20 protein-coding genes are annotated in these 17,597 nt (G+C 47.1%); 12 read left to right on the top strand and 8 right to left on the bottom strand.

Annotated elements, in window-relative coordinates:
• Positions 1–28: 28 nt before the first annotated feature.
• Both H6570_06535 and H6570_06530 read right to left on the bottom strand, forming a co-directional pair.
• Positions 29–1,015 (bottom strand): pyruvate dehydrogenase complex E1 component subunit beta, encoded by a 987-nt coding sequence (locus tag H6570_06535; protein ID MCB9318919.1) that lies wholly within the window; start codon positions 1,013–1,015, stop codon positions 29–31.
• A 141-nt stretch (positions 1,016–1,156) separates the two neighbouring features.
• Positions 1,157–2,512: a peptidoglycan synthetase gene (locus H6570_06530; GenBank protein MCB9318918.1), complete on the bottom strand. Its 1,356-nt coding sequence runs from the start codon at positions 2,510–2,512 to the stop codon at positions 1,157–1,159.
• A 103-nt stretch (positions 2,513–2,615) separates the two neighbouring features.
• Here H6570_06530 and H6570_06525 point away from each other — a divergent pair, with 103 nt between their 5' ends.
• The 3 genes from H6570_06525 to mnmD are packed head-to-tail and all read left to right on the top strand — an operon-like array spanning position 2,616 to position 3,805.
• Positions 2,616–2,768, top strand: coding sequence for a hypothetical protein (locus H6570_06525; GenBank protein ID MCB9318917.1), 153 nt, complete (start codon positions 2,616–2,618; stop codon positions 2,766–2,768).
• Between the two features lie 3 nt (positions 2,769–2,771).
• Positions 2,772–3,116, top strand: coding sequence for a bacillithiol system redox-active protein YtxJ (gene ytxJ / locus H6570_06520; GenBank protein MCB9318916.1), 345 nt, complete (start codon positions 2,772–2,774; stop codon positions 3,114–3,116).
• Positions 3,113–3,805 carry a tRNA (5-methylaminomethyl-2-thiouridine)(34)-methyltransferase MnmD gene (mnmD, locus tag H6570_06515; protein ID MCB9318915.1) on the top strand — a complete coding sequence of 231 codons (693 nt, stop codon included), beginning with the start codon at positions 3,113–3,115 and terminating at the stop codon, positions 3,803–3,805. Before ytxJ ends, mnmD begins: the two co-directional genes overlap by 4 nt.
• Here mnmD and H6570_06510 read toward each other — a convergent pair.
• Positions 3,799–5,283, bottom strand: a complete 1,485-nt coding sequence (locus tag H6570_06510) for a M28 family peptidase (GenBank protein MCB9318914.1) — start codon at positions 5,281–5,283, stop codon at positions 3,799–3,801. The two genes, mnmD and H6570_06510, sit on opposite strands and share 7 nt — an antisense overlap.
• A gap of 107 nt (positions 5,284–5,390) precedes the next feature.
• On the opposite strand from H6570_06510, the gene H6570_06505 reads away from it, so the two are divergent.
• The 4 genes from H6570_06505 to H6570_06490 are packed head-to-tail and all read left to right on the top strand — an operon-like array spanning position 5,391 to position 9,317.
• Positions 5,391–6,692, top strand: a complete 1,302-nt coding sequence (locus H6570_06505) for a dicarboxylate/amino acid:cation symporter (GenBank protein ID MCB9318913.1) — start codon at positions 5,391–5,393, stop codon at positions 6,690–6,692.
• A gap of 15 nt (positions 6,693–6,707) precedes the next feature.
• The gene (locus H6570_06500) at positions 6,708–7,238 is read left to right on the top strand and encodes a hypothetical protein (GenBank protein ID MCB9318912.1); all 531 of its coding nucleotides are present in this window, start codon (positions 6,708–6,710) and stop codon (positions 7,236–7,238) included.
• Positions 7,225–8,547 (top strand): TlpA family protein disulfide reductase, encoded by a 1,323-nt coding sequence (locus H6570_06495; protein MCB9318911.1) that lies wholly within the window; start codon positions 7,225–7,227, stop codon positions 8,545–8,547. The genes H6570_06500 and H6570_06495 overlap by 14 nt, the downstream gene beginning before the upstream one ends.
• Positions 8,544–9,317, top strand: coding sequence for an SDR family NAD(P)-dependent oxidoreductase (locus H6570_06490; GenBank protein MCB9318910.1), 774 nt, complete (start codon positions 8,544–8,546; stop codon positions 9,315–9,317). The genes H6570_06495 and H6570_06490 overlap by 4 nt, the downstream gene beginning before the upstream one ends.
• A gap of 1 nt (position 9,318) precedes the next feature.
• Here H6570_06490 and H6570_06485 read toward each other — a convergent pair whose 3' ends face one another.
• On the bottom strand, positions 9,319–9,840 hold the full coding sequence (locus H6570_06485; protein ID MCB9318909.1) for an acyl-CoA thioesterase: 522 nt from the start codon (positions 9,838–9,840) through the stop codon (positions 9,319–9,321).
• On the bottom strand, positions 9,824–10,528 hold the full coding sequence (gene lipB / locus H6570_06480; GenBank protein MCB9318908.1) for a lipoyl(octanoyl) transferase LipB: 705 nt from the start codon (positions 10,526–10,528) through the stop codon (positions 9,824–9,826). The genes H6570_06485 and lipB overlap by 17 nt, the downstream gene beginning before the upstream one ends.
• 422 nt (positions 10,529–10,950) lie before the next feature.
• Here lipB and H6570_06475 point away from each other — a divergent pair, with 422 nt between their 5' ends.
• From H6570_06475 to H6570_06455, 5 genes are all read left to right on the top strand, one after another.
• Entirely contained in the window at positions 10,951–12,654 is a 1,704-nt protein-coding gene (locus tag H6570_06475; GenBank protein ID MCB9318907.1) for a T9SS type A sorting domain-containing protein, read from the top strand.
• A 64-nt stretch (positions 12,655–12,718) separates the two neighbouring features.
• Positions 12,719–13,399, top strand: coding sequence for a metal-dependent hydrolase (locus tag H6570_06470; GenBank protein MCB9318906.1), 681 nt, complete (start codon positions 12,719–12,721; stop codon positions 13,397–13,399).
• A gap of 1 nt (position 13,400) precedes the next feature.
• Positions 13,401–14,186: a ParA family protein gene (locus tag H6570_06465; GenBank protein ID MCB9318905.1), complete on the top strand. Its 786-nt coding sequence runs from the start codon at positions 13,401–13,403 to the stop codon at positions 14,184–14,186.
• A gap of 16 nt (positions 14,187–14,202) precedes the next feature.
• Positions 14,203–15,096 (top strand): ParB/RepB/Spo0J family partition protein, encoded by an 894-nt coding sequence (locus H6570_06460; GenBank protein MCB9318904.1) that lies wholly within the window; start codon positions 14,203–14,205, stop codon positions 15,094–15,096.
• An 18-nt stretch (positions 15,097–15,114) separates the two neighbouring features.
• On the top strand, positions 15,115–15,732 hold the full coding sequence (locus H6570_06455) for a hypothetical protein (GenBank protein MCB9318903.1): 618 nt from the start codon (positions 15,115–15,117) through the stop codon (positions 15,730–15,732).
• 7 nt (positions 15,733–15,739) lie between these two features.
• Here the strand turns inward: H6570_06455 and H6570_06450 are convergent, their stop codons facing one another.
• The 3 genes from H6570_06450 to H6570_06440 all read right to left on the bottom strand — a co-directional run bounded on the left by H6570_06450 (position 15,740) and on the right by H6570_06440 (position 17,588).
• Entirely contained in the window at positions 15,740–16,057 is a 318-nt protein-coding gene (locus H6570_06450; protein ID MCB9318902.1) for an SCP2 sterol-binding domain-containing protein, read from the bottom strand.
• Between the two features lie 63 nt (positions 16,058–16,120).
• On the bottom strand, positions 16,121–16,837 hold the full coding sequence (locus tag H6570_06445) for a hypothetical protein (GenBank protein ID MCB9318901.1): 717 nt from the start codon (positions 16,835–16,837) through the stop codon (positions 16,121–16,123).
• A 211-nt stretch (positions 16,838–17,048) separates the two neighbouring features.
• A complete protein-coding gene (locus H6570_06440; protein MCB9318900.1) occupies positions 17,049–17,588 on the bottom strand; it encodes an exonuclease domain-containing protein in 540 nt (179 codons plus the stop codon).
• Positions 17,589–17,597 lie beyond the last annotated feature (9 nt).

Genomic DNA, 17,597 nt, shown 5'->3' with positions numbered 1-17,597 from the left:
TATTAACTAATGATTAATTATTATTTGTTCAGGCCTGGATATACATGACCTCCTTCACCGCCCGAATAACTTTTTCCGGATTCGGAAGGTATTCATCCACTAGCGTTGAAGCATAGGGCAAGGAAGTATCGGCAGCATTCACCCGGCGTACCGGAGCATCCAGGTAGTCAAATGCATCCTTCTGTACCTGGTAAGCAACCTCCGAAGATACCCCAAACATTGGCCAGGATTCATCAACAACCACCATACGGTTCGTCTTCCGGACACTTTCAATCAGCGTAGCAATATCCAGGGGCCGGATGGTTCTTAGGTCAATAACCTCTGCCGAGATTCCTTCTTTAGCCAATTCTTCAGCGGCATCCAGGCACACCAAAACCATTTTGTTGAAGGAGACCAGGGTAATGTCGGTGCCCGGGCGGCGAACGACAGCCTTGCCGATTGGCACCAGATATTCTTCATCAGGCACTTCTCCCTTGTGACCATACATGATCTCCGATTCCATTATACAAACCGGGTCATTGTCCCGAATGGCTGATTTTAAAAGTCCCTTTGAGTCGGCGGGATCGATGCACGAGATCACCTTCAATCCCGGCACATTTCCCATCCAGCTTTCAAAGGTCTGCGAATGCTGCTGGGCCAGCTGACCAGCAGCGCCTGAAGGACCCCGAAAGACTACTGGACAATTGAACTGACCGGCAGACTGGGACAACGTCTTGGCTGCATTGTTCACGATCTGGTCAAAGGCTAGGATAGCAAAATTCCAGGTCATGAACTCCACGATCGGACGCAATCCGTTCATGGCAGCGCCTACACCTATACCGGCGAATCCCAACTCGGTAATTGGGGTATCAATGACTCGTTTGGGCCCGAATTCATCCAGCATGCCCTTACTCACTTTGTAAGCACCGTTGTATTCGGCAACTTCTTCACCCATCAGAAACACCGATTCATCACGGCGCATTTCTTCAGACATAGCTTCACCCAGTGCTTCACGTAAGGTTATTATTCTTCCCATTGGTCAATTGATCTGTTTTGTGGCTGCAAATTTAAAGAATTGAACCCAATTCCAGCATTTGAATTCGAAAGAGGGCACTCCCGGTAATTTATTGGCCTGATGGAATCCGGTATGTCAATAACATCTACCGCAGGTAAAGGTTTATTGAACCAGCTTTCGGGCGAGGTCCGGTAAATTGGTTCCACCGAAAGTCCCCGAAGTCATAAAAAGAAATACTTTCTTTCCTGCTGGTAATTGATCAAGGTATATGGGTATGTCCGCAGGTTGTTTGAGAATTCGCAATCCGGGATAGGAGAATGCCTCGTCAACTTCTGTATCCATCAGCGTGGGCAGGCGCTTCATCTCAAAGGTATGTTCCTGATAGAATACCACTGCGTGATCTGCACCATCCAGCGTATGGGCATATTGGGGTAAAAAAGCCCTGTTCAGCGAAGAAAAGGTGTGTAATTCCAGCAAACAAATCAGCGTATGATCCGGATATTGTCGCCGCACGGCCTGCACCGTAGCCCGCACTTTGGATGGGGCGTGTGCGAAATCCAGGTAACAGAGTGAATCCTTACCCCGTGCGAGCAATTGCAATCGTTTCGAGGCACCACGGAAACTACCCATGGATTCCAGAAATTGCTTCTCCGTCAGGCCCAGTTTCATAGAAACTTCCAATGCCGCCTTCATATTTTGCATGTTGTGCTCTCCGAATAGCGGTGTCAGGTAGGGATGATCATCCCGGTCACGCAGCATGGTACCTTCATTGGTCTGGATATGCGGGATAGCCCGGTAGGGTATCCACTCCAGATCTGGTCGCAACTCCTTTAATTTTGCCAGGTTGGGATCATCCGCACAATACAACACCGTTCCTTCCGGCTCCATGGATTGGATTAAATCAGCGAATAATTGTTTGTAGCCTTCAAAAGTGGGAAACACATTCATGTGATCCCAGGCGATCCCCGTAATAACTGCGATGTGAGGCTTATAATGAATGAACTTAGGCCGGCGGTCCACCGGCGATGACAAATATTCATCTCCTTCGGCGATAAAGAGGGTCGCGTTGGAAAGGTGAACCATGTCTTCAAATCCCTCGATCCGGGCCCCTACCAGGTAATCCATCGGTTTTCCGGATTGCTGCAACGCATACAATATCATGGAAGTTGTGGTCGTTTTTCCATGACTACCGGCAATCACAATCCTGGTTTTGTCCTTGGCGTGTTCGTACATGAAGGACGGAAAAGAATGGATTGGCACCCCTAATTCCATTGCACGAAGGAGTTCAGGATTGTCGGGACGGGCATGCATGCCGAGAATTACCAGATCAATGCCTTGATGGATCCGGCCGGGGTCCCAGCCCTCATGATCCGGAAGCAGATCGTGTTCGAGCAACCGCTCCTTAGCGGGGCTGTAGATCTCGTCGTCTGAACCAGTGACCAAATGTCCATTTTTTTTCAAAGCGATGGCCAAATTATGCATGATGCTACCCCCTATGGCTATCAAATGAATACGCATGAACAAATAATATATGTTTATCTTTGTACTAAACGGCGTAAACTTACGTTAATTTTTTTGGTATAAATCTTGTTCCATTACCATCGTCAAATTTTATATGAAAATGAAGAAAGGAAATAAGTATGCCATGTGGATTGCAGTGCTGAGTTTGATCGTATTATCCTCCTGTAACCGCGGGATCGGATGTCCGAGCGATTTTTCACTACACATCGACATTGTTGACCTGGCAAGTCAGATCATCAAAAACATCTTCTAAATCATGCTTTGGATTCATTTAATCAACGACAACCAAATTGACCAAATCGTAGAAGATTCTTTTCAGGTGCCGGTTTTCATCTTCAAGCACAGCAAGCGTACCAGCATCAGCTCCATCGCTTTGCACCGCCTGGAATCTGAGTGGCCTTTTATTCGTCAGAATCATAAGGCTTATTACCTGGATGTCCAAAAGAACGGCCAAATATCCCGCATGGTAGCTGAATCTTTCGGCGTACACCATGAATCACCACAGCTTTTGGTGATCCTTAATGGCGAATGCGTTTACGACGCTTCCCATCTTGATATTCAGGCTCGTGAATTGGAAGCACTCCGCGTTCCGGCAGCATGACATCGTGGTCCTTGCGGATCACTGCCGACGGTAGCCATACCGTTTTCTCTGAACCTTACCAATCAACCTATCATTCCATGCATGGCGCATGGCAGGAAAGCATGCATGTCTTTATTCATGCAGGACTGGTTTTTGCACTGGACCAATACAAGCACTCGCATGTGCGCATTTGGGAAATGGGCTTTGGAACCGGCCTTAATGCATTTTTATCCTGGCATGTCCTGAATACAAAAGGGATCTCCCTGGACTATCATGCACTGGACATTCATCCTCTGCCACCAAGCATTACAGCAGCTTTAAACTATCCTGAGCGGATGGATCATCCGGATGCCAACGAGGTTTTTGAAGCTATTCACCAGGCACCCTGGGATAACACCACATCCATCACCCCAGGATTCAATCTGACTAAACTACGCACGGATATTACATCCTATCATCCTGATTTTCAAGCCGATGTCATTTATTACGATGCGTTTGGACCCGGCAGCCAATCACCATTATGGACCGCGGAGGTCATCAGGCAGGTATTGAGTCCGCTCTCCCATCCGGGCACTGTGCTTACCACCTACAGTTCACAAGGGTCCTTTCGACGTGCATTGTCCAGCAATAATTTTCTCGTCACCAAAATCCCGGGGCCTCCGGGTAAGAGAGAGATGATCCGGGCCATCTATTCACGGACGGATCAGTAGCGATCTCCGTACAGGGATTTGGCAGCTTCTTCATATTTGTCACCGTGCGACCAGTGCGGGTTGCTGTCTTTTTGGGCTATCAGATAGGCTGCATAAGTAAAGGCTTTCCAGTATGCGTTTGCGTAACGGTAATTAATAGAGTCGGGATTGTCTGATTCCCGGTGATAATAGGTACGGATCTCTTCATCAAATGCCCTGAAGCCGGGAGAAAAAGTAGGAGCCGGAATACCCTGCTGAGCAAATCTTACATTGTCGGACCGATCGAATAAATTCTGTTCTTTTGCCGGATCCACCACCACACTTAATCCGAAAGCCTCACAGGCCTGTTTCATCTCCTGTGCCGCACCAACCCGGTCGTATCCCAATATGGAAATAACTGTAGTATCCGAATAACCAGCCCCGTCCGTATTCAGATTGAACCGGATCTTATCAAGGGCGATGGGTGGGTTTTTAACGAAATAATCACTCCCTAAAAGCCCTTTTTCTTCGGCGGTCCAGGCAGCAAACACAATGGATCGTTTCGTAGAAACCGTATTGAGAACATCCGCTGATGACAAAAGGGCTACGACACCCATCCCATTATCCCGTGCACCGTTAAAGATCGTATCCTGACCCGGAGGCTCTCCCGGAGCCCGGTTTCTTACACCGATGTGGTCATAATGTGCACTCAGGATAATGAATTCGTCCTGATATTCTGCTTCCGATCCAGGTTTGTATGCCAGGACATTAAAGGAGGGCACTTTCAGCCGCTGAACACCGGTATATTGGATATGAATCGGCCTCACCGGACTCTTCCTTAAGCTCGCTATGGCACGGTTGTCCAGCTGGATCAGACCATGGGCAAGCGGTGTGGTTCCTTCTCCCGCCTCCTGTTCCAATTGGAGCCGCTCCCGGTTCAGATAATTGCTCATGACGGACCAGGGGGTTTGTAACGTATAGATCTCCAGCAATCCTTTAGCTCCGAAAAGCTGGAGTTCTTTTTGCTTCTCCCGACCTTTCTGCATAGCTGCCATAGGACTGCGGATGTCTTCTGTTCCAAAGAGTGTAATCACATATTTACCCTGTACTTCATCAGCAACAATAGAGTCGCCAAAGTTGATAAATACTGCAATACCCTGGTCCTCAATTGCCGGTCCGTCGAGCATCAGTACATTTTGTCCCTGTGCGAATACCGTGTCCAGAAATCGGATCTCCGTCCGTCCAGGGATGATTTTTTCAAAGGGTACTTCCTGAAAGTAATCGTGCATGCCGGGCAGTGGCAATAATCCATTTTTACGGAAAATTTCAGCAATGTACCGTGCTGCCACATTTAATCCGGGCTCTCCTACGTTTCTGCCCTGCAGTTCATCACTGGCTAGAAAACGCAATTCCTGTTCGTACAGTCCGGGGTGCCAGTTATTCTTTATCCATTCGGGAGCCTGTCCGGTGAGTGAACCGGCCAGTGCCAGGGAGGTAAGGAAGGTTATCAGGTATTTCATTGGTGCAATATCAAGGCTTTCCGGGTAAGTTAGCCAAAAATGTGCACCGACTTTTCATTGGGGAATATTTTCATATCTTGGAAGCTCCGAATTAATCCTATACATATATGAAAAAATTGGAGTTGCACTGGAAGATCATTATCGGAATGATCGCCGGAGTGGGTATTGGATTTTTAGCAGTCGCTCTGGGATTGCAAACATGGGTCGAAAACTGGATCAAGCCATTCGGCACCATCTTTATAAACCTGCTCAAACTCGTTGCCGTACCCCTGATCATCGTTTCACTGATCAAAGGAATAGCAGAACTTCAGGATATCTCCAAATTATCCAGGATGGGAGGCCGGACATTAATCATCTACGTATTTACGACCGTCATTGCGGTAAGCATTGGGCTTTTGGTGGTAAATATCCTCAAACCTGGTAACCGCATTAATGAACAAACCAGACAGGAACTTCTGGACAATTTTGGAACCGATGCCGATGCAAAAATCACCATGGCCACAGAGCAGAAAGGTCAGGGGCCCCTACAAGCGTTGGTCGACATTGTCCCGGACAATATTTTTTCTTCCATGACCGACAACCGGAATATGCTCCAGGTAATCTTTTTTGTGGTCTTGTTGGGCATTGGGTTAATCCTGATCGACAAAGAGAAAGCAAAACCAGTCATTGCTTTCATTGATGGTCTCAATGAAGTGATTTTGAAGATCATTGATCTCGTCATGCTTACTGCACCTCTGGGTGTTCTGGCGCTATTGGCCTCTCTCGTCGTAGAATCACCAAGCCTGGATCTATTTCGAGCCCTGCTCAGTTACGCCATCTGTGTAATCATCGGCTTATCGGTGATGATCTTTGGTTTTTATCCCCTGTTTGTCAAGTTTTTTACCGGCAAATCGGCGAAGTTCTTTTTTAAGGGCATTGCACCTGCGCAACTGGTGGCTTTTTCAACCAGTTCTTCCGCTGCGACCCTTCCTGTGACGATGGAACGTGTGACTGAACATCTTGGTGTTGATGACGAGGTTTCAAGCTTTGTACTCCCGATCGGGGCTACCGTAAATATGGATGGTACCAGCCTGTATCAGGGTGTGGCCGCCGTGTTCATCGCCCAGGCATTTAATATGGATCTCTCCCTGATGGATCAGCTCACCATCATTCTCACTGCCACATTGGCTTCCATAGGCTCTGCTGCAGTCCCAAGCGCCGGTATGATCATGCTGGTTATTGTACTGGGCAGTGTGGGTATTCCGGAAGCCGGATTAGCCCTTATCTTTGCAGTCGACCGGCCTCTGGATATGTTACGCACAGTGGTCAACATTACCGGAGACTCGTCCGTATCCATGGTCGTGGCCAAATCACTGAATCTTTTGGGTGAACCAAAAGTGAAAGACTGGGATGATAACTATAAAAAATAAAATCTACTGGTTTATATGGAAAATAAGTTGCTAGGACCTGGGTCACGGGTTAAACACCCAGCCTATGGTGATGGAGTCGTCGTAAAATTACATGTAGCTGCTTACGGAGTTTGTTTTACACAGCACGGAATGAAATTGGTAGGTAAGGATTATAAAGACTGGCAGGTGATCGAAGCCCTGCCCGCTGATGAATCCGTTACATTCAATGAAGCAGAAAAGTCTTTGATCAGGATTCTGAAGACCTGGTCGGATATCAGCGAAGTTGTGCCCCTGGGAGATAAATGGGACGGAGGGGTCATGATCCTGCAACCTGAGGACGATTCACTCAAACCCAAGGAAATCCCCATTGATGCGTTCTTTCATAAGATCGTCATGGTGCGCGACCGCCTGCGTGTACTGGAACAACGCATCAACAGTCATGAAAAGCTGACGGACGAAGACAAGTTCAACATCCAGCAATACATCACACGCGTTTATGGCAGTCTGACCACGTTCAACGTATTATTCAAAAATAAAGAAGATAATTTTGTTGGTGATAAAACCTAATCGACTCTTCGGAGTCATCGTAATTATCGGGTTGTTACTGCAATCCGGGTGCCTCGTCGTCGAAAACAAGTACGATAAAATAGCGCCGGGAATATGGCGTGGAGCATTGACTCTGGAAGCGGGCGCTCCTGCCGTAGAAGCCGATGTGCTGGGTGAGGCCATCCGGACACCGGAAGATGAACCGGTTCTAATGCCTTTCCTGTTTGAAGTCAGCTACAGCGAGGATCATGAAATGCACATTGACATTCTTAATGGAGAAGAACGTATTCCGGTGGACCGTATCCTTTATGGTCGTGATCCCGCCACCGCTCAGGACACGTTCGTTTTCTACTTTGATGTGATGGATTCCTATTTACACGGGATAATCAAGGCTGACATCATGGATGGCGAGTGGGTCCGGGCCAACCGCGACAACTACCGCATACCTTTTGTTGCACACTATGGTGAATCATCGCGGTTCCCACCGGCGGTGACTCCTCCTTCGGTAGACTTTACGGGTCGCTGGGATGCTCAATTCGCTGCAGAAACCAAGAAACCTTATCGAGCCGTAGGCATTTTCGAGCAGCATGGGAAATCGCTTACAGGTACCTTTCTTACCGAGACCGGGGACTACCGCTACCTGGCCGGTGATGTCTCCGGCAACACACTTCGCCTTAGCGCTTTTGATGGTTCACATGCTTTCTTATTCGAAGGGAAAATGCAACCCGATTCCACGATTCTTGGCACCTATTGGTCAGGACATCGATACAAAGTGTTGTGGAATGCCCAGCGTAATGAAAATGCCATGTTATCTGAACCCGATTCCATCACAGTATTAAACAAAGGATACGAAACCATCGATTTCACCTTTCCGGATGCAGATGGCAAATCTGTTGGGTTGAATGATCCTGCGTTTAGCGGGCATCCCAAGATCGTCCAGATCCTCGGCACCTGGTGTCCCAATTGCCGCGATGAAACGAATTTTCTGGTGGAATACCTTAAAGAAAACCCGGACCTCAACCTCAAGGTGATCGGACTTGCATTTGAATCGTATTCCGATGATGACAAAAATCGCGCGATCATTAAACAATATGCCGAAAAATTGCAGGTACCCTACCCCATTCTTTTAGCCGGGCATTACGATTACGATGAGATCGCTCTAAAGCTTCCCATGCTAAAAAAGTTTATTGCATTCCCAACCATGATCATGCTCGATAAGAACAATCAGGTCATCCGCATCCACACGGGATTCAGCGGACCTGCCACCCCGGACTATAAGGTGTTTGCAACTAATTTTGATCACTTTATCCAAGATTTGACAAAATCATGAAACCTATCGTTTTGATTACCGGAGCCACATCCGGAATTGGAAGGGCAACTGCCAACCTGCTTGCTGAATCCGGCTATCGTATTATCATTACAGGCCGTCGTGAAGACCGGCTGAGCAAAATGAAAGAAGAGATCAATGCCCTGGGAGCAGATTGTCTGACCTTGTGTTTTGATGTTAGGTCTTATGAGTCCTGTGCCAAAGCCGTTGCTTCAATTCCTCCGGATTGGCAGGAAATCGACATTCTGTTGAACAATGCTGGCAAAGCAAAAGGCTTTGATCCCATTCACCAGGGAAAGCTGGAACATTGGGAGGAAATGATAGACACCAATCTGAAAGGCCTGCTATACATGTCCCGCCTGATCACCCCGGGCATGGTAAAACGTAAAAAGGGACATGTGATCAACATCGCATCGACCGCCGGAAAAGAGGTTTACCCCAATGGCAATGTCTATTGCGCAACCAAATTTGGTGTGGATGCATTAACCCAGGCAATGCGGCTGGATCTTCACAAATACAACATCAGGGTCAGCCAGATTGCACCCGGCCATGTAGAGGAAACCGAATTTGCCGTTGTCCGTTTTGACGGAGACACCCAACGAGCCAAAATTTATGAAGATTTCAATCCACTGACATCACGGGATATAGCCGAAACCATCTTATTTATTATTACCCGCCCACCCCATGTTAATATTCAGGATGTTTTAATGATGGGCACCCAGCAAGCCAGCAGTAATTTTATAGACCGCAGCGGAAGATTCTCCGTTGACTAACCTAACCTTTAAACAGAGATTTGATATCCACTGCATCCTCAATATTCATCCTGCCGGAAAGCACCAGCCGCATTTCCCTTCTACGATTGGCTCCTTCGTACAACCGGAATTCTTCATCCGTCTCCGGTGCGACCAGTGGAGCAGGCCTGGGCGTTTTTGAATCGTGATCCAAAGCAACCATTGTAAAGTAGGCGTGGTTGGATTTCACACGGGGCTTTCCCTCAAAGTTATTGACAAATACTTCCACATAGACTTCCACTGAAGTATTGAAAGCTCTTGTAACACAGGATTCTAGCGTGATGATCTCACCTAAATTGATCGGGTGCTTAAAGGACACATGATCCACTGATGCTGTCACCACATGCGCCTCACAATGCTTACCGGCGCAAATTCCGGCCGCAATATCCATCCAGCGCATAAGCACGCCGCCCATCAGGGAACCCAGTGGATTGGTATCATTGGGCATGATCATCTCCGTCATGATGGTACGGGACTGGTTTACCAGTTTAGTTTTTCTCTCCATAGTTTATACTTACTTCAAAAACCGTTTCAAAATGAGTGATGAGTTTATCGATGACCTCTTCCCTTGGCACCGGATGTTGGAGTTCTCTTTCCAGCGAGGTAACACCCTTACCAGCCTCCGAGATACCGCAGGGGATAATCTTGTCAAAGTACACGAGATCCGTCGCAATATTAAATGCCAGTCCATGCATGGTCACCCAACGACTGAGATGAACACCTATCGCACAGATTTTGCGCCAATCATCCGGCACAGGTTCCAGCCAGACTCCGGTATAAGCCGGCAACCGCTTACCTTCCAGGCGGTAATCAGCCAACATACGGATGATCACCTCTTCCAGTGAGCGGATATACCGGTGAACATCGGTGAATAACTGATCGAGATCCAGGATAGGATAAACCACTAGTTGTCCTGGGCCATGAAACGTGATGTCACCGCCCCGATTGGTCTTATAGACCTCAATATGTTCATTTTCAGCTTGTTCCTCACTAATCAGTAAATGATCCATTGAACCACTCTTTCCAATGGTAAAGACGGGTGGATGGCTGCAAACAATGATCCGGTGCCGGATAGCTGAAGGGTTACCCTGGCGCTTAAGCGCTACGATCTCATCCAGAATGGTTTGTTGCCTCGACCTGGCTTCCTGATAGGGAATTGATCCCCAATTTTCTAAGAGCACTTCTTGACGCATCCAATTTGTCCGTTTACCGATTCAATAAAAATTGTAAGTATGAACAATGGCTCTGACGTTCCGTTTAGCCCGATTCTTAATTTTTACTGCCTTCAAAAGGCGGCAAAGTTCACGATTTATCCGGACAAAAAGCCCGTTCTGGTAGAAACGGATCTTCAGTCGGTCCTATTTAAAGTATTCTGGCTAGGTTTTTGAACTCCATCAGGAAGCCTCCCCGGAACGATTTTACCCCCTTTTATGTTCCACTAATGATTCGTAAATATTCCCTGAAGCCGGTAGGTATCACAGACAGTAAGCCATTGTAATCTTTTGAATTTTAAAACGTTAAAGTCTTATAGTTCATTAAATTATTTTGAATGTATTGTAATTTTGTTCATTAAACCAAGGTTAGGGTTTCTTTGCTACGGTTTATTTATAATCTCATGAAACAGGTGTTGAAGCTCATAGCATTGATCTGCCTGGTATCCTCTGCATTGCGCAGTCAGGAAGTACCGGACTTTGTGCTGCACGACTCCGAGGGCAACACCCACCAGCTTTCTGCCTACCTGCAAAATAATCAGTACGTCGTTCTTGAATTTTTCCATTCTTTGGCCACTCAAGCCAATTCCATGGCCTACGATCTGGAACAATTGTATGAGGTCTGGGGAAATGGCGAATTCAAAGTACAGTTCCTGGCAGTTTCACTGCGGGATTTTGACGACAATGCGACCCTGAATAAATTTAAAGTAAAATACCGGGCCTCCTTCCCTCATTGTGGCGTGGACGGAGGAGCACTGACCAACATGACTCCCTGGACTGATGGCATCTACGGGCAGATTCGTTTGTTACCCAGTTTTGTGATCATCAGCCCCGATAGTACCGTGGTCTTTGACATCCGGGATAACAATACCCTTGCACTGCTTGACTCCATCGATCATACCCTGTACCGGCTGGGTGCTCGCAAACCTTTTATTGTGAAAGGACAGGTGACCATGGATGATTCACCCATGCAGGAAGTACAGGTGGAGGCTGACGATGAAATGACTCATAACAACCGGGTTGTATTGACCAACCTGGAAGGCAAATACATCCATGTCTTTGACTCTACCCCGTCCGACCGGTCCATCCTATTCCGACCGATCAAAAATGACCGGCATGACAATGGAGTATCTACCTGGGATATTGTATTCACCATTAAACATATTCTGGGACAGGAGCCATTTACGACGATCGAAGAATTGATCGCCGCCGATATTAACCATGATGAACGGATATCTGCCATCGATGTGGTTGAGATGAGGAAGATGGTTCTGGGCATCGATACCGTATTCAAAAACAACACATCCTGGCGTTTTATCCCAAAAAATTATCAGTACCCGACAGTTGATTCTTTATTCCTGTTGGGCTTTCCGGAAGCCATAACCATTGGAGAAATCCTTGATCAACCTGACAATGCCAGCTTCATCGGGATAAAAGTGGGTGATGTCAATGGTTCTGCCGAAGTCAATTTGTTGGAGTCAAGAAATGAACATCCGTCTGCAGCCCCGCTTTATTATGCATTCCGTGAAAATGATGGTGGACAGCGGATACTTCGCATCACCTTACCTGCAGAATCTTCCCAATGGGTAGGCATGCAATTGGGACTACAACTTCCCGGCCAGCCTTTAAAAATAACAACGAATCTCAGTCATTGGGAAGACGGTTTAAGTTTTTACGATCACAAGTCGGGTGAATGGCGCTTATCCTATCCGTATTCAACGGAGTTAATGAATGAGCCTGCATACATTGATTTAACCCTGGACCAGGAACAGCTTACCATAAATCTTGCATCCAAATTCCACTCGGAAGTTTATACCAATACACATCAGGTCAAAGACATCAAGCTGGATCCATTGATGATCGATGGAGGAGTTCGGACTTATCCGAATCCAACAAACGATGACCTGGCCATTGTAATACCAGCCGGCTGGAATGAAGGACAGATCGATGTACTGGACTTACAGGGGAAACTCTGGATCCGCAAAGCGGTCAGCGGCAGGGAAACCACTTCAAGGATTTCCATGGCCCATTTACCTGCCGGTATTTACGTGATCCGGTGTCAGGATCAGCTGGGGCATCGGGAAACTGTCAGAGTTCTAAAAGACTGACCCGCCTCGATACCGAAAGTCCATTCTCATTTTTTTGGATTACCTTTGCGACAACTCGGAGAGAATGAAGATAACCTATTTTGGCCATTCCTGTGTGGAGGTGATTACCGGCGGCAAAAAGCTGCTGTTTGACCCATTCATTTCTCAAAATCCATTGGCGAAATCGGTCAATATAACTTCATTCAACCCTGATTTCATACTGCTTTCTCATGGTCACGGCGATCACGTTCAGGATGCTGTCCAGATCGCGAAATCCAGCGAGTCTACTTTTATTTCGTGTTTTGAGCTGGTAAGCTGGGTCGAAGAAAAAGGATTGAAAGGGCACCCGATGAACATCGGTGGTAAATGGAAATTTGATTTCGGAACCGTCAAGCTGGTTCAGGCAGTACATTCTTCCAAATTACCGGACGGGCAATACGGAGGACCGGAAGCAGGATTCGTAATCTGGAACGAAGAGGATTGTTTTTATTTCGCAGGCGACACGGCGCTTACTATGGATATGCAATTAATTCCTATGATTTGTCCACCTCTCCAGGTAGCTTTACTGCCAATAGGTGATAACTTTACCATGGGATATGAAGATGCAGTTGTGGCTGCAGACTTCATCCAGTGCGAAACTGTCATTGGAATTCACTACGACACCTTCGGTTACATTACCATTGATAAGCAAGCTGCACGGAAGGCGTTTGAATCCGTAGGTAAAGAATTGATCTTGTTAGATATTGGACAAACTTTAACCATCTGATATGGGGAAAATCATCGCAATAGCCAATCAAAAGGGTGGCGTCGGAAAAACCACCACAGCTATCAACCTGGCAGCGGCACTTGCCATTCTAGAATACAAGATCCTGCTTGTCGATGCCGATCCTCAGGCTAATGCCAGCTCCTGTGCCGGTATCGACCTCGAGCAGATGGAATACTCATTGTACGACTGTATGATCAGCCAGGTACCAGTCGATCAGGCGATAATGCCTTCCGAGACCCCTAACCTCCATGTTTTACCCTCACATGTCGATCTGGTAGGTGCGGAAATCGAACTTCCGGGAGTGAAACGCAGAGAATATGTAATGCGTGATTTGCTGGAGCCCCTGAAAAACCAGTATGACTTCATCTTCATCGATTGCCTGCCCTCACTGGGTTTGATCACGCTGAATGCCCTGACCGCCGCAGATGCTGTTATCATACCCATCCAATGTGAAATATTCGCGCTGGAAGGCCTGGCAAAACTTAAAAACACCATTACCCTGGTTCAGGAACACCTGAACCCGGAACTCGAGGTGGAAGGCATCCTCCTATCGATGTATGACCAACGCCTGCGATTGGCTAACATGGTATTGGAAGAGATCCGCAACAACTCCGAATATCCGGTATTTACCACCGTGATCCACCGCAATTCCAAAATCAGTGAAGCGCCCGGATTGCATCGCCCGGTCATTATGTATGATGCGTCCAGCAAAGGCACCGCAAACTTTCTTAATCTGGCCGACGAGTTCCTGCAAAAGAATTCAACCATCCAATCCGTAAACTCTTAAGTCTCTGTAATTAATCGTGGCAAAACAAGATAGCAAACAAGAACTCGGTAAGGGTATCCGCGCTTTATTAAGCGGAAATAGTGAACTTTCTACCCTCCATACGACCAAAAGCCCCGGGACTGGCAACACCATTACCGAAATATCGGTAGACCAGATCGAGGTTAACCCGTTTCAGCCCAGAAATGCTTTTGATGAAACAGCCATCAATGAATTGGCTGCATCCATCAAAAACCATGGTATCATCCAGCCGCTGACCATACGTAAATTATCCAATGATGACTTCCAACTGATATCCGGGGAACGCCGTTTGCGTGCGGCCAAAATAGCCGGATTGAAAAAAGTGCCTGCCTACATCCGGACGGCTGATGACCAAAGCATGCTGGAAATGGCTCTTGTCGAAAACATCCAACGACAAGACCTCAACCCTCTGGAAGTAGCCATATCCCTGAAACGACTGCTGGAAGAATGTGACCTGACTCATGATGCCCTTTCTGACCGGGTGGCCAAAGACCGGAGTACCGTAACCAACTACATCCGACTGCTTAAGCTGCCGCCAGAAGTACAGCATGCCCTGAAAGCCAGCGAGATCAGTATGGGACATGCCAAAGCCATTCTTTCGCTGGATGGCATCGATAAGCAATTGATTGTGTTCCGGGAGATAATCCAAAAGCAATTGTCTGTCCGCGCAACCGAAGAATTTGCGCGTTCTCTCCAGCAACCAAGGTCTGGACAAAAGGCCAAGTCACCATCAGGAAGCCTGCCCTTTCAATACGAACAGGTTCGCAAAGACCTCACCAGTACATTTGATACGAAAGTTGATATCCAGCTTAAAGGTAAAAGCAAGGGATTCATACAGATTCATTTCAATTCAGATGATGAATTCAATCATATCCTGGATCAAATCAAATAGGCTGGACGTTAATAGCATATGAAATGGATCTTCCAGACACTGTTCGTATGTTTAATTACTCTTCCCGTCATGGCGCAGGATAGCCTGTCTGTTTTAACCCGGACAGAGACCCAGGCTGACACCACAAAAAAACTTAAAAGTTTACGGATCAGGGATAAGTCACCTAACCGTGCAGCAATTTATTCCCTGGTATTGCCAGGCGCAGGACAGGTTTACAATGGAAGGTTTTGGAAAGTACCGATCGTATATGCGGCGTTGGGCACTTCGTACTATTTTATTCGAACCAATAAGGCGCAGTATCACCGGTTCAGGGATGCTTATCTCATCCGGATCGACACCATTCCAACCACCGTGGACGAGTTTGTTGACGTGATCCCGACAGCGGAGGGCATTAAGTCGTACCGTGATCAGGCCCGTCGCTATATGGAGATCAGTTATTTTTCTTTTGGTTTTGTCTGGTTACTGAACAGCATCGAAGCCTATGTGGATTGCCACTTGCTGCACTTTGATATTTCTGAGGACCTGTCCCTTGATCTGAGTGTTCCAAAATCCTATCCGGGAATCTCCGTCAATCTTTCCTTTAACAAAATTCCGCGACCTGCTGCAGGTAGGAGAATAGGCCCGCTGGGCAAATGATGGCATATTACATCAAGCCAAAAATCTTGGCATAACGAACCATCTCACCCTGATTTGACACTTTAAGTTTACCTGTCAGAATGGCCATCAGTGGATTGAGATCGCCGGTTACCACTTTCATAAAATTATCGCCACTTGATTTCACAACACACCGCGGATCGCCCACCAGGCCTTCATTTGCAGTCAGTACACCGTCTTTAAGGGACAGGGTGTATTCGCCTCCATCGTCACCGGATAATTCAAAATGAAAGATTGTCTCCATTCCTTCAACGGCCTCCTTCCTTACTTTCTCCGGAAGTTTAAATATAAAGTCACGTGCATTCATCGTTTAATCCTGATTTGAGCCAAATAAACATACGGATTATGCATTGGTTTAGAAAATGACCTTTCAATGAAGGAAAGACCCAAATTCCTGCATGTATTCCTCCATACTTTTTTCGGTGTATCCTCCCGGAAGCCGGAATGCCGCTTCGTCAACATGGTTTTCCAGCTTGGTCACTTCAAACTGAACGGCCAGTGGACCTTCATTTAGCCGGTAACCCAAAGGGGTGCCTCCCAGCAAATCGGTCGTGAATTGTTCGATCCCATAGCCAACGAACGGGATCTTCAGACTTGGGCAAACAAACAAATCTATTCCTGGTCCATTTGCGGATGAAGATACCCGTACCCGTTGCACCGGCAGTCCCATGATCGTCTTGTGATCTTCCGGGAAACGCTGAATATGTAAATCTTCTTCCGCGATTTCATCCGCATTCAAGGTTCCCATAGCGAGCGGATCCAACTTCACTTTGGTTCTCCGGCCGAAAACATCGGAAAAAAGCATTACTTCATTACTCCCGCGGTTCCAATAATAATTCAGCTTGATAACTCCGTTCATAATGGTTACCTCCGTCCTGGTGAAGTCTGGCTTAAAATAAACATTGAGATGAACCTGCCTGAACATATTCTCCAGTGGAAGACCGCTCCTGGACTCCAGCGTATCCATTTGTCTCGCGAGGGAGTCAGGCAACTTAAATTCCGTTACTGAAAAGGTCATAACACCTCGTTGGGCCATAGCGGATACACCGGCAATGAGTAGGATCGTAAAAAGGAATAGCTTTCTCATCATAATTGCAATTACCGCCAATTAAAGTAAGGAGTTCCACAAGTACTGCAGAATATAGACGAACCTGTGAAATTCATATACTCAAACAGATGGGAGCATGAAAACCAATTCAAAAATTACATTGCTATAAGCTGAAGGTTACCCTGCCGGCATTGGCATGGGCTGTCTCCGCACCAAAGATGGAGGGTTTGCTCATTGCCGCCATCGTTCATCAGAACATCCATTCATCGACAAATTTCGAGACAATCTTGGCCAGATTAAGGGCATCTGCTTCAGCCCGGTGATGGTGCCCTTCAAACTCAAAACCTTCCCGCTGTACGGTGGACTTCAGGCCATGGGTATGCTTCAATCTACGGATCCGGTGGTATTGTTTCTTGATGTTTATGTAAGGTTCCAGCCACAGACTGTCGACCTGGTGCATATCACATTCCCGCATAAGTTGCTTCTGGTCAAAATTGCCCCAGGCGCAGAGCAGGTATTCATCATCTTCCGGTCTGATCCAGTCGTAGAATTCTTTGATGGCCCGGTCGAATGTGGACGACCGGTTGACATCAATCTGGGTTATGGAGGTGAGTCTCTTGCAGAATGGGGACAACATTGGAAAATGAGTAGGCCGGACAAAACGATTAAACTGACTTTGCACATGTCCGAACCGGTCCAGCCGAAGGGCTCCGATCTCGATCACCTCCCTGATCTCCGTAGGCGGGTTACCATCCCAGCATGTCGTTTCCAGGTCAAATACAATGAACATCTAAAAGAT

The sequence above is a fragment of the Lewinellaceae bacterium genome (assembly GCA_020636135.1).
Classification (GTDB): Bacteria; Bacteroidota; Bacteroidia; order Chitinophagales; family Saprospiraceae; genus JAGQXC01.
Note: the sequence above shows the minus strand (reverse complement) of the source record. Positions and strands in the feature narration are given on the sequence as shown.

Coding starts and splice junctions, on each gene's coding strand:
- H6570_06535 (MCB9318919.1), bottom strand. CDS start 1,015: ATGGGAAGAATAATAACCTTACGTGAAGCACTGGGTGAAGCTATGTCT.
- H6570_06530 (MCB9318918.1), bottom strand. CDS start 2,512: ATGCGTATTCATTTGATAGCCATAGGGGGTAGCATCATGCATAATTTG.
- H6570_06525 (MCB9318917.1), top strand. CDS start 2,616: ATGAAGAAAGGAAATAAGTATGCCATGTGGATTGCAGTGCTGAGTTTG.
- ytxJ (MCB9318916.1), top strand. CDS start 2,772: ATGCTTTGGATTCATTTAATCAACGACAACCAAATTGACCAAATCGTA.
- mnmD (MCB9318915.1), top strand. CDS start 3,113: ATGACATCGTGGTCCTTGCGGATCACTGCCGACGGTAGCCATACCGTT.
- H6570_06510 (MCB9318914.1), bottom strand. CDS start 5,283: ATGAAATACCTGATAACCTTCCTTACCTCCCTGGCACTGGCCGGTTCA.
- H6570_06505 (MCB9318913.1), top strand. CDS start 5,391: ATGAAAAAATTGGAGTTGCACTGGAAGATCATTATCGGAATGATCGCC.
- H6570_06500 (MCB9318912.1), top strand. CDS start 6,708: ATGGAAAATAAGTTGCTAGGACCTGGGTCACGGGTTAAACACCCAGCC.
- H6570_06490 (MCB9318910.1), top strand. CDS start 8,544: ATGAAACCTATCGTTTTGATTACCGGAGCCACATCCGGAATTGGAAGG.
- H6570_06485 (MCB9318909.1), bottom strand. CDS start 9,840: ATGGAGAGAAAAACTAAACTGGTAAACCAGTCCCGTACCATCATGACG.
- lipB (MCB9318908.1), bottom strand. CDS start 10,528: ATGCGTCAAGAAGTGCTCTTAGAAAATTGGGGATCAATTCCCTATCAG.
- H6570_06475 (MCB9318907.1), top strand. CDS start 10,951: ATGAAACAGGTGTTGAAGCTCATAGCATTGATCTGCCTGGTATCCTCT.
- H6570_06470 (MCB9318906.1), top strand. CDS start 12,719: ATGAAGATAACCTATTTTGGCCATTCCTGTGTGGAGGTGATTACCGGC.
- H6570_06465 (MCB9318905.1), top strand. CDS start 13,401: ATGGGGAAAATCATCGCAATAGCCAATCAAAAGGGTGGCGTCGGAAAA.
- H6570_06455 (MCB9318903.1), top strand. CDS start 15,115: ATGAAATGGATCTTCCAGACACTGTTCGTATGTTTAATTACTCTTCCC.
- H6570_06450 (MCB9318902.1), bottom strand. CDS start 16,057: ATGAATGCACGTGACTTTATATTTAAACTTCCGGAGAAAGTAAGGAAG.
- H6570_06445 (MCB9318901.1), bottom strand. CDS start 16,837: ATGAGAAAGCTATTCCTTTTTACGATCCTACTCATTGCCGGTGTATCC.
- H6570_06440 (MCB9318900.1), bottom strand. CDS start 17,588: ATGTTCATTGTATTTGACCTGGAAACGACATGCTGGGATGGTAACCCG.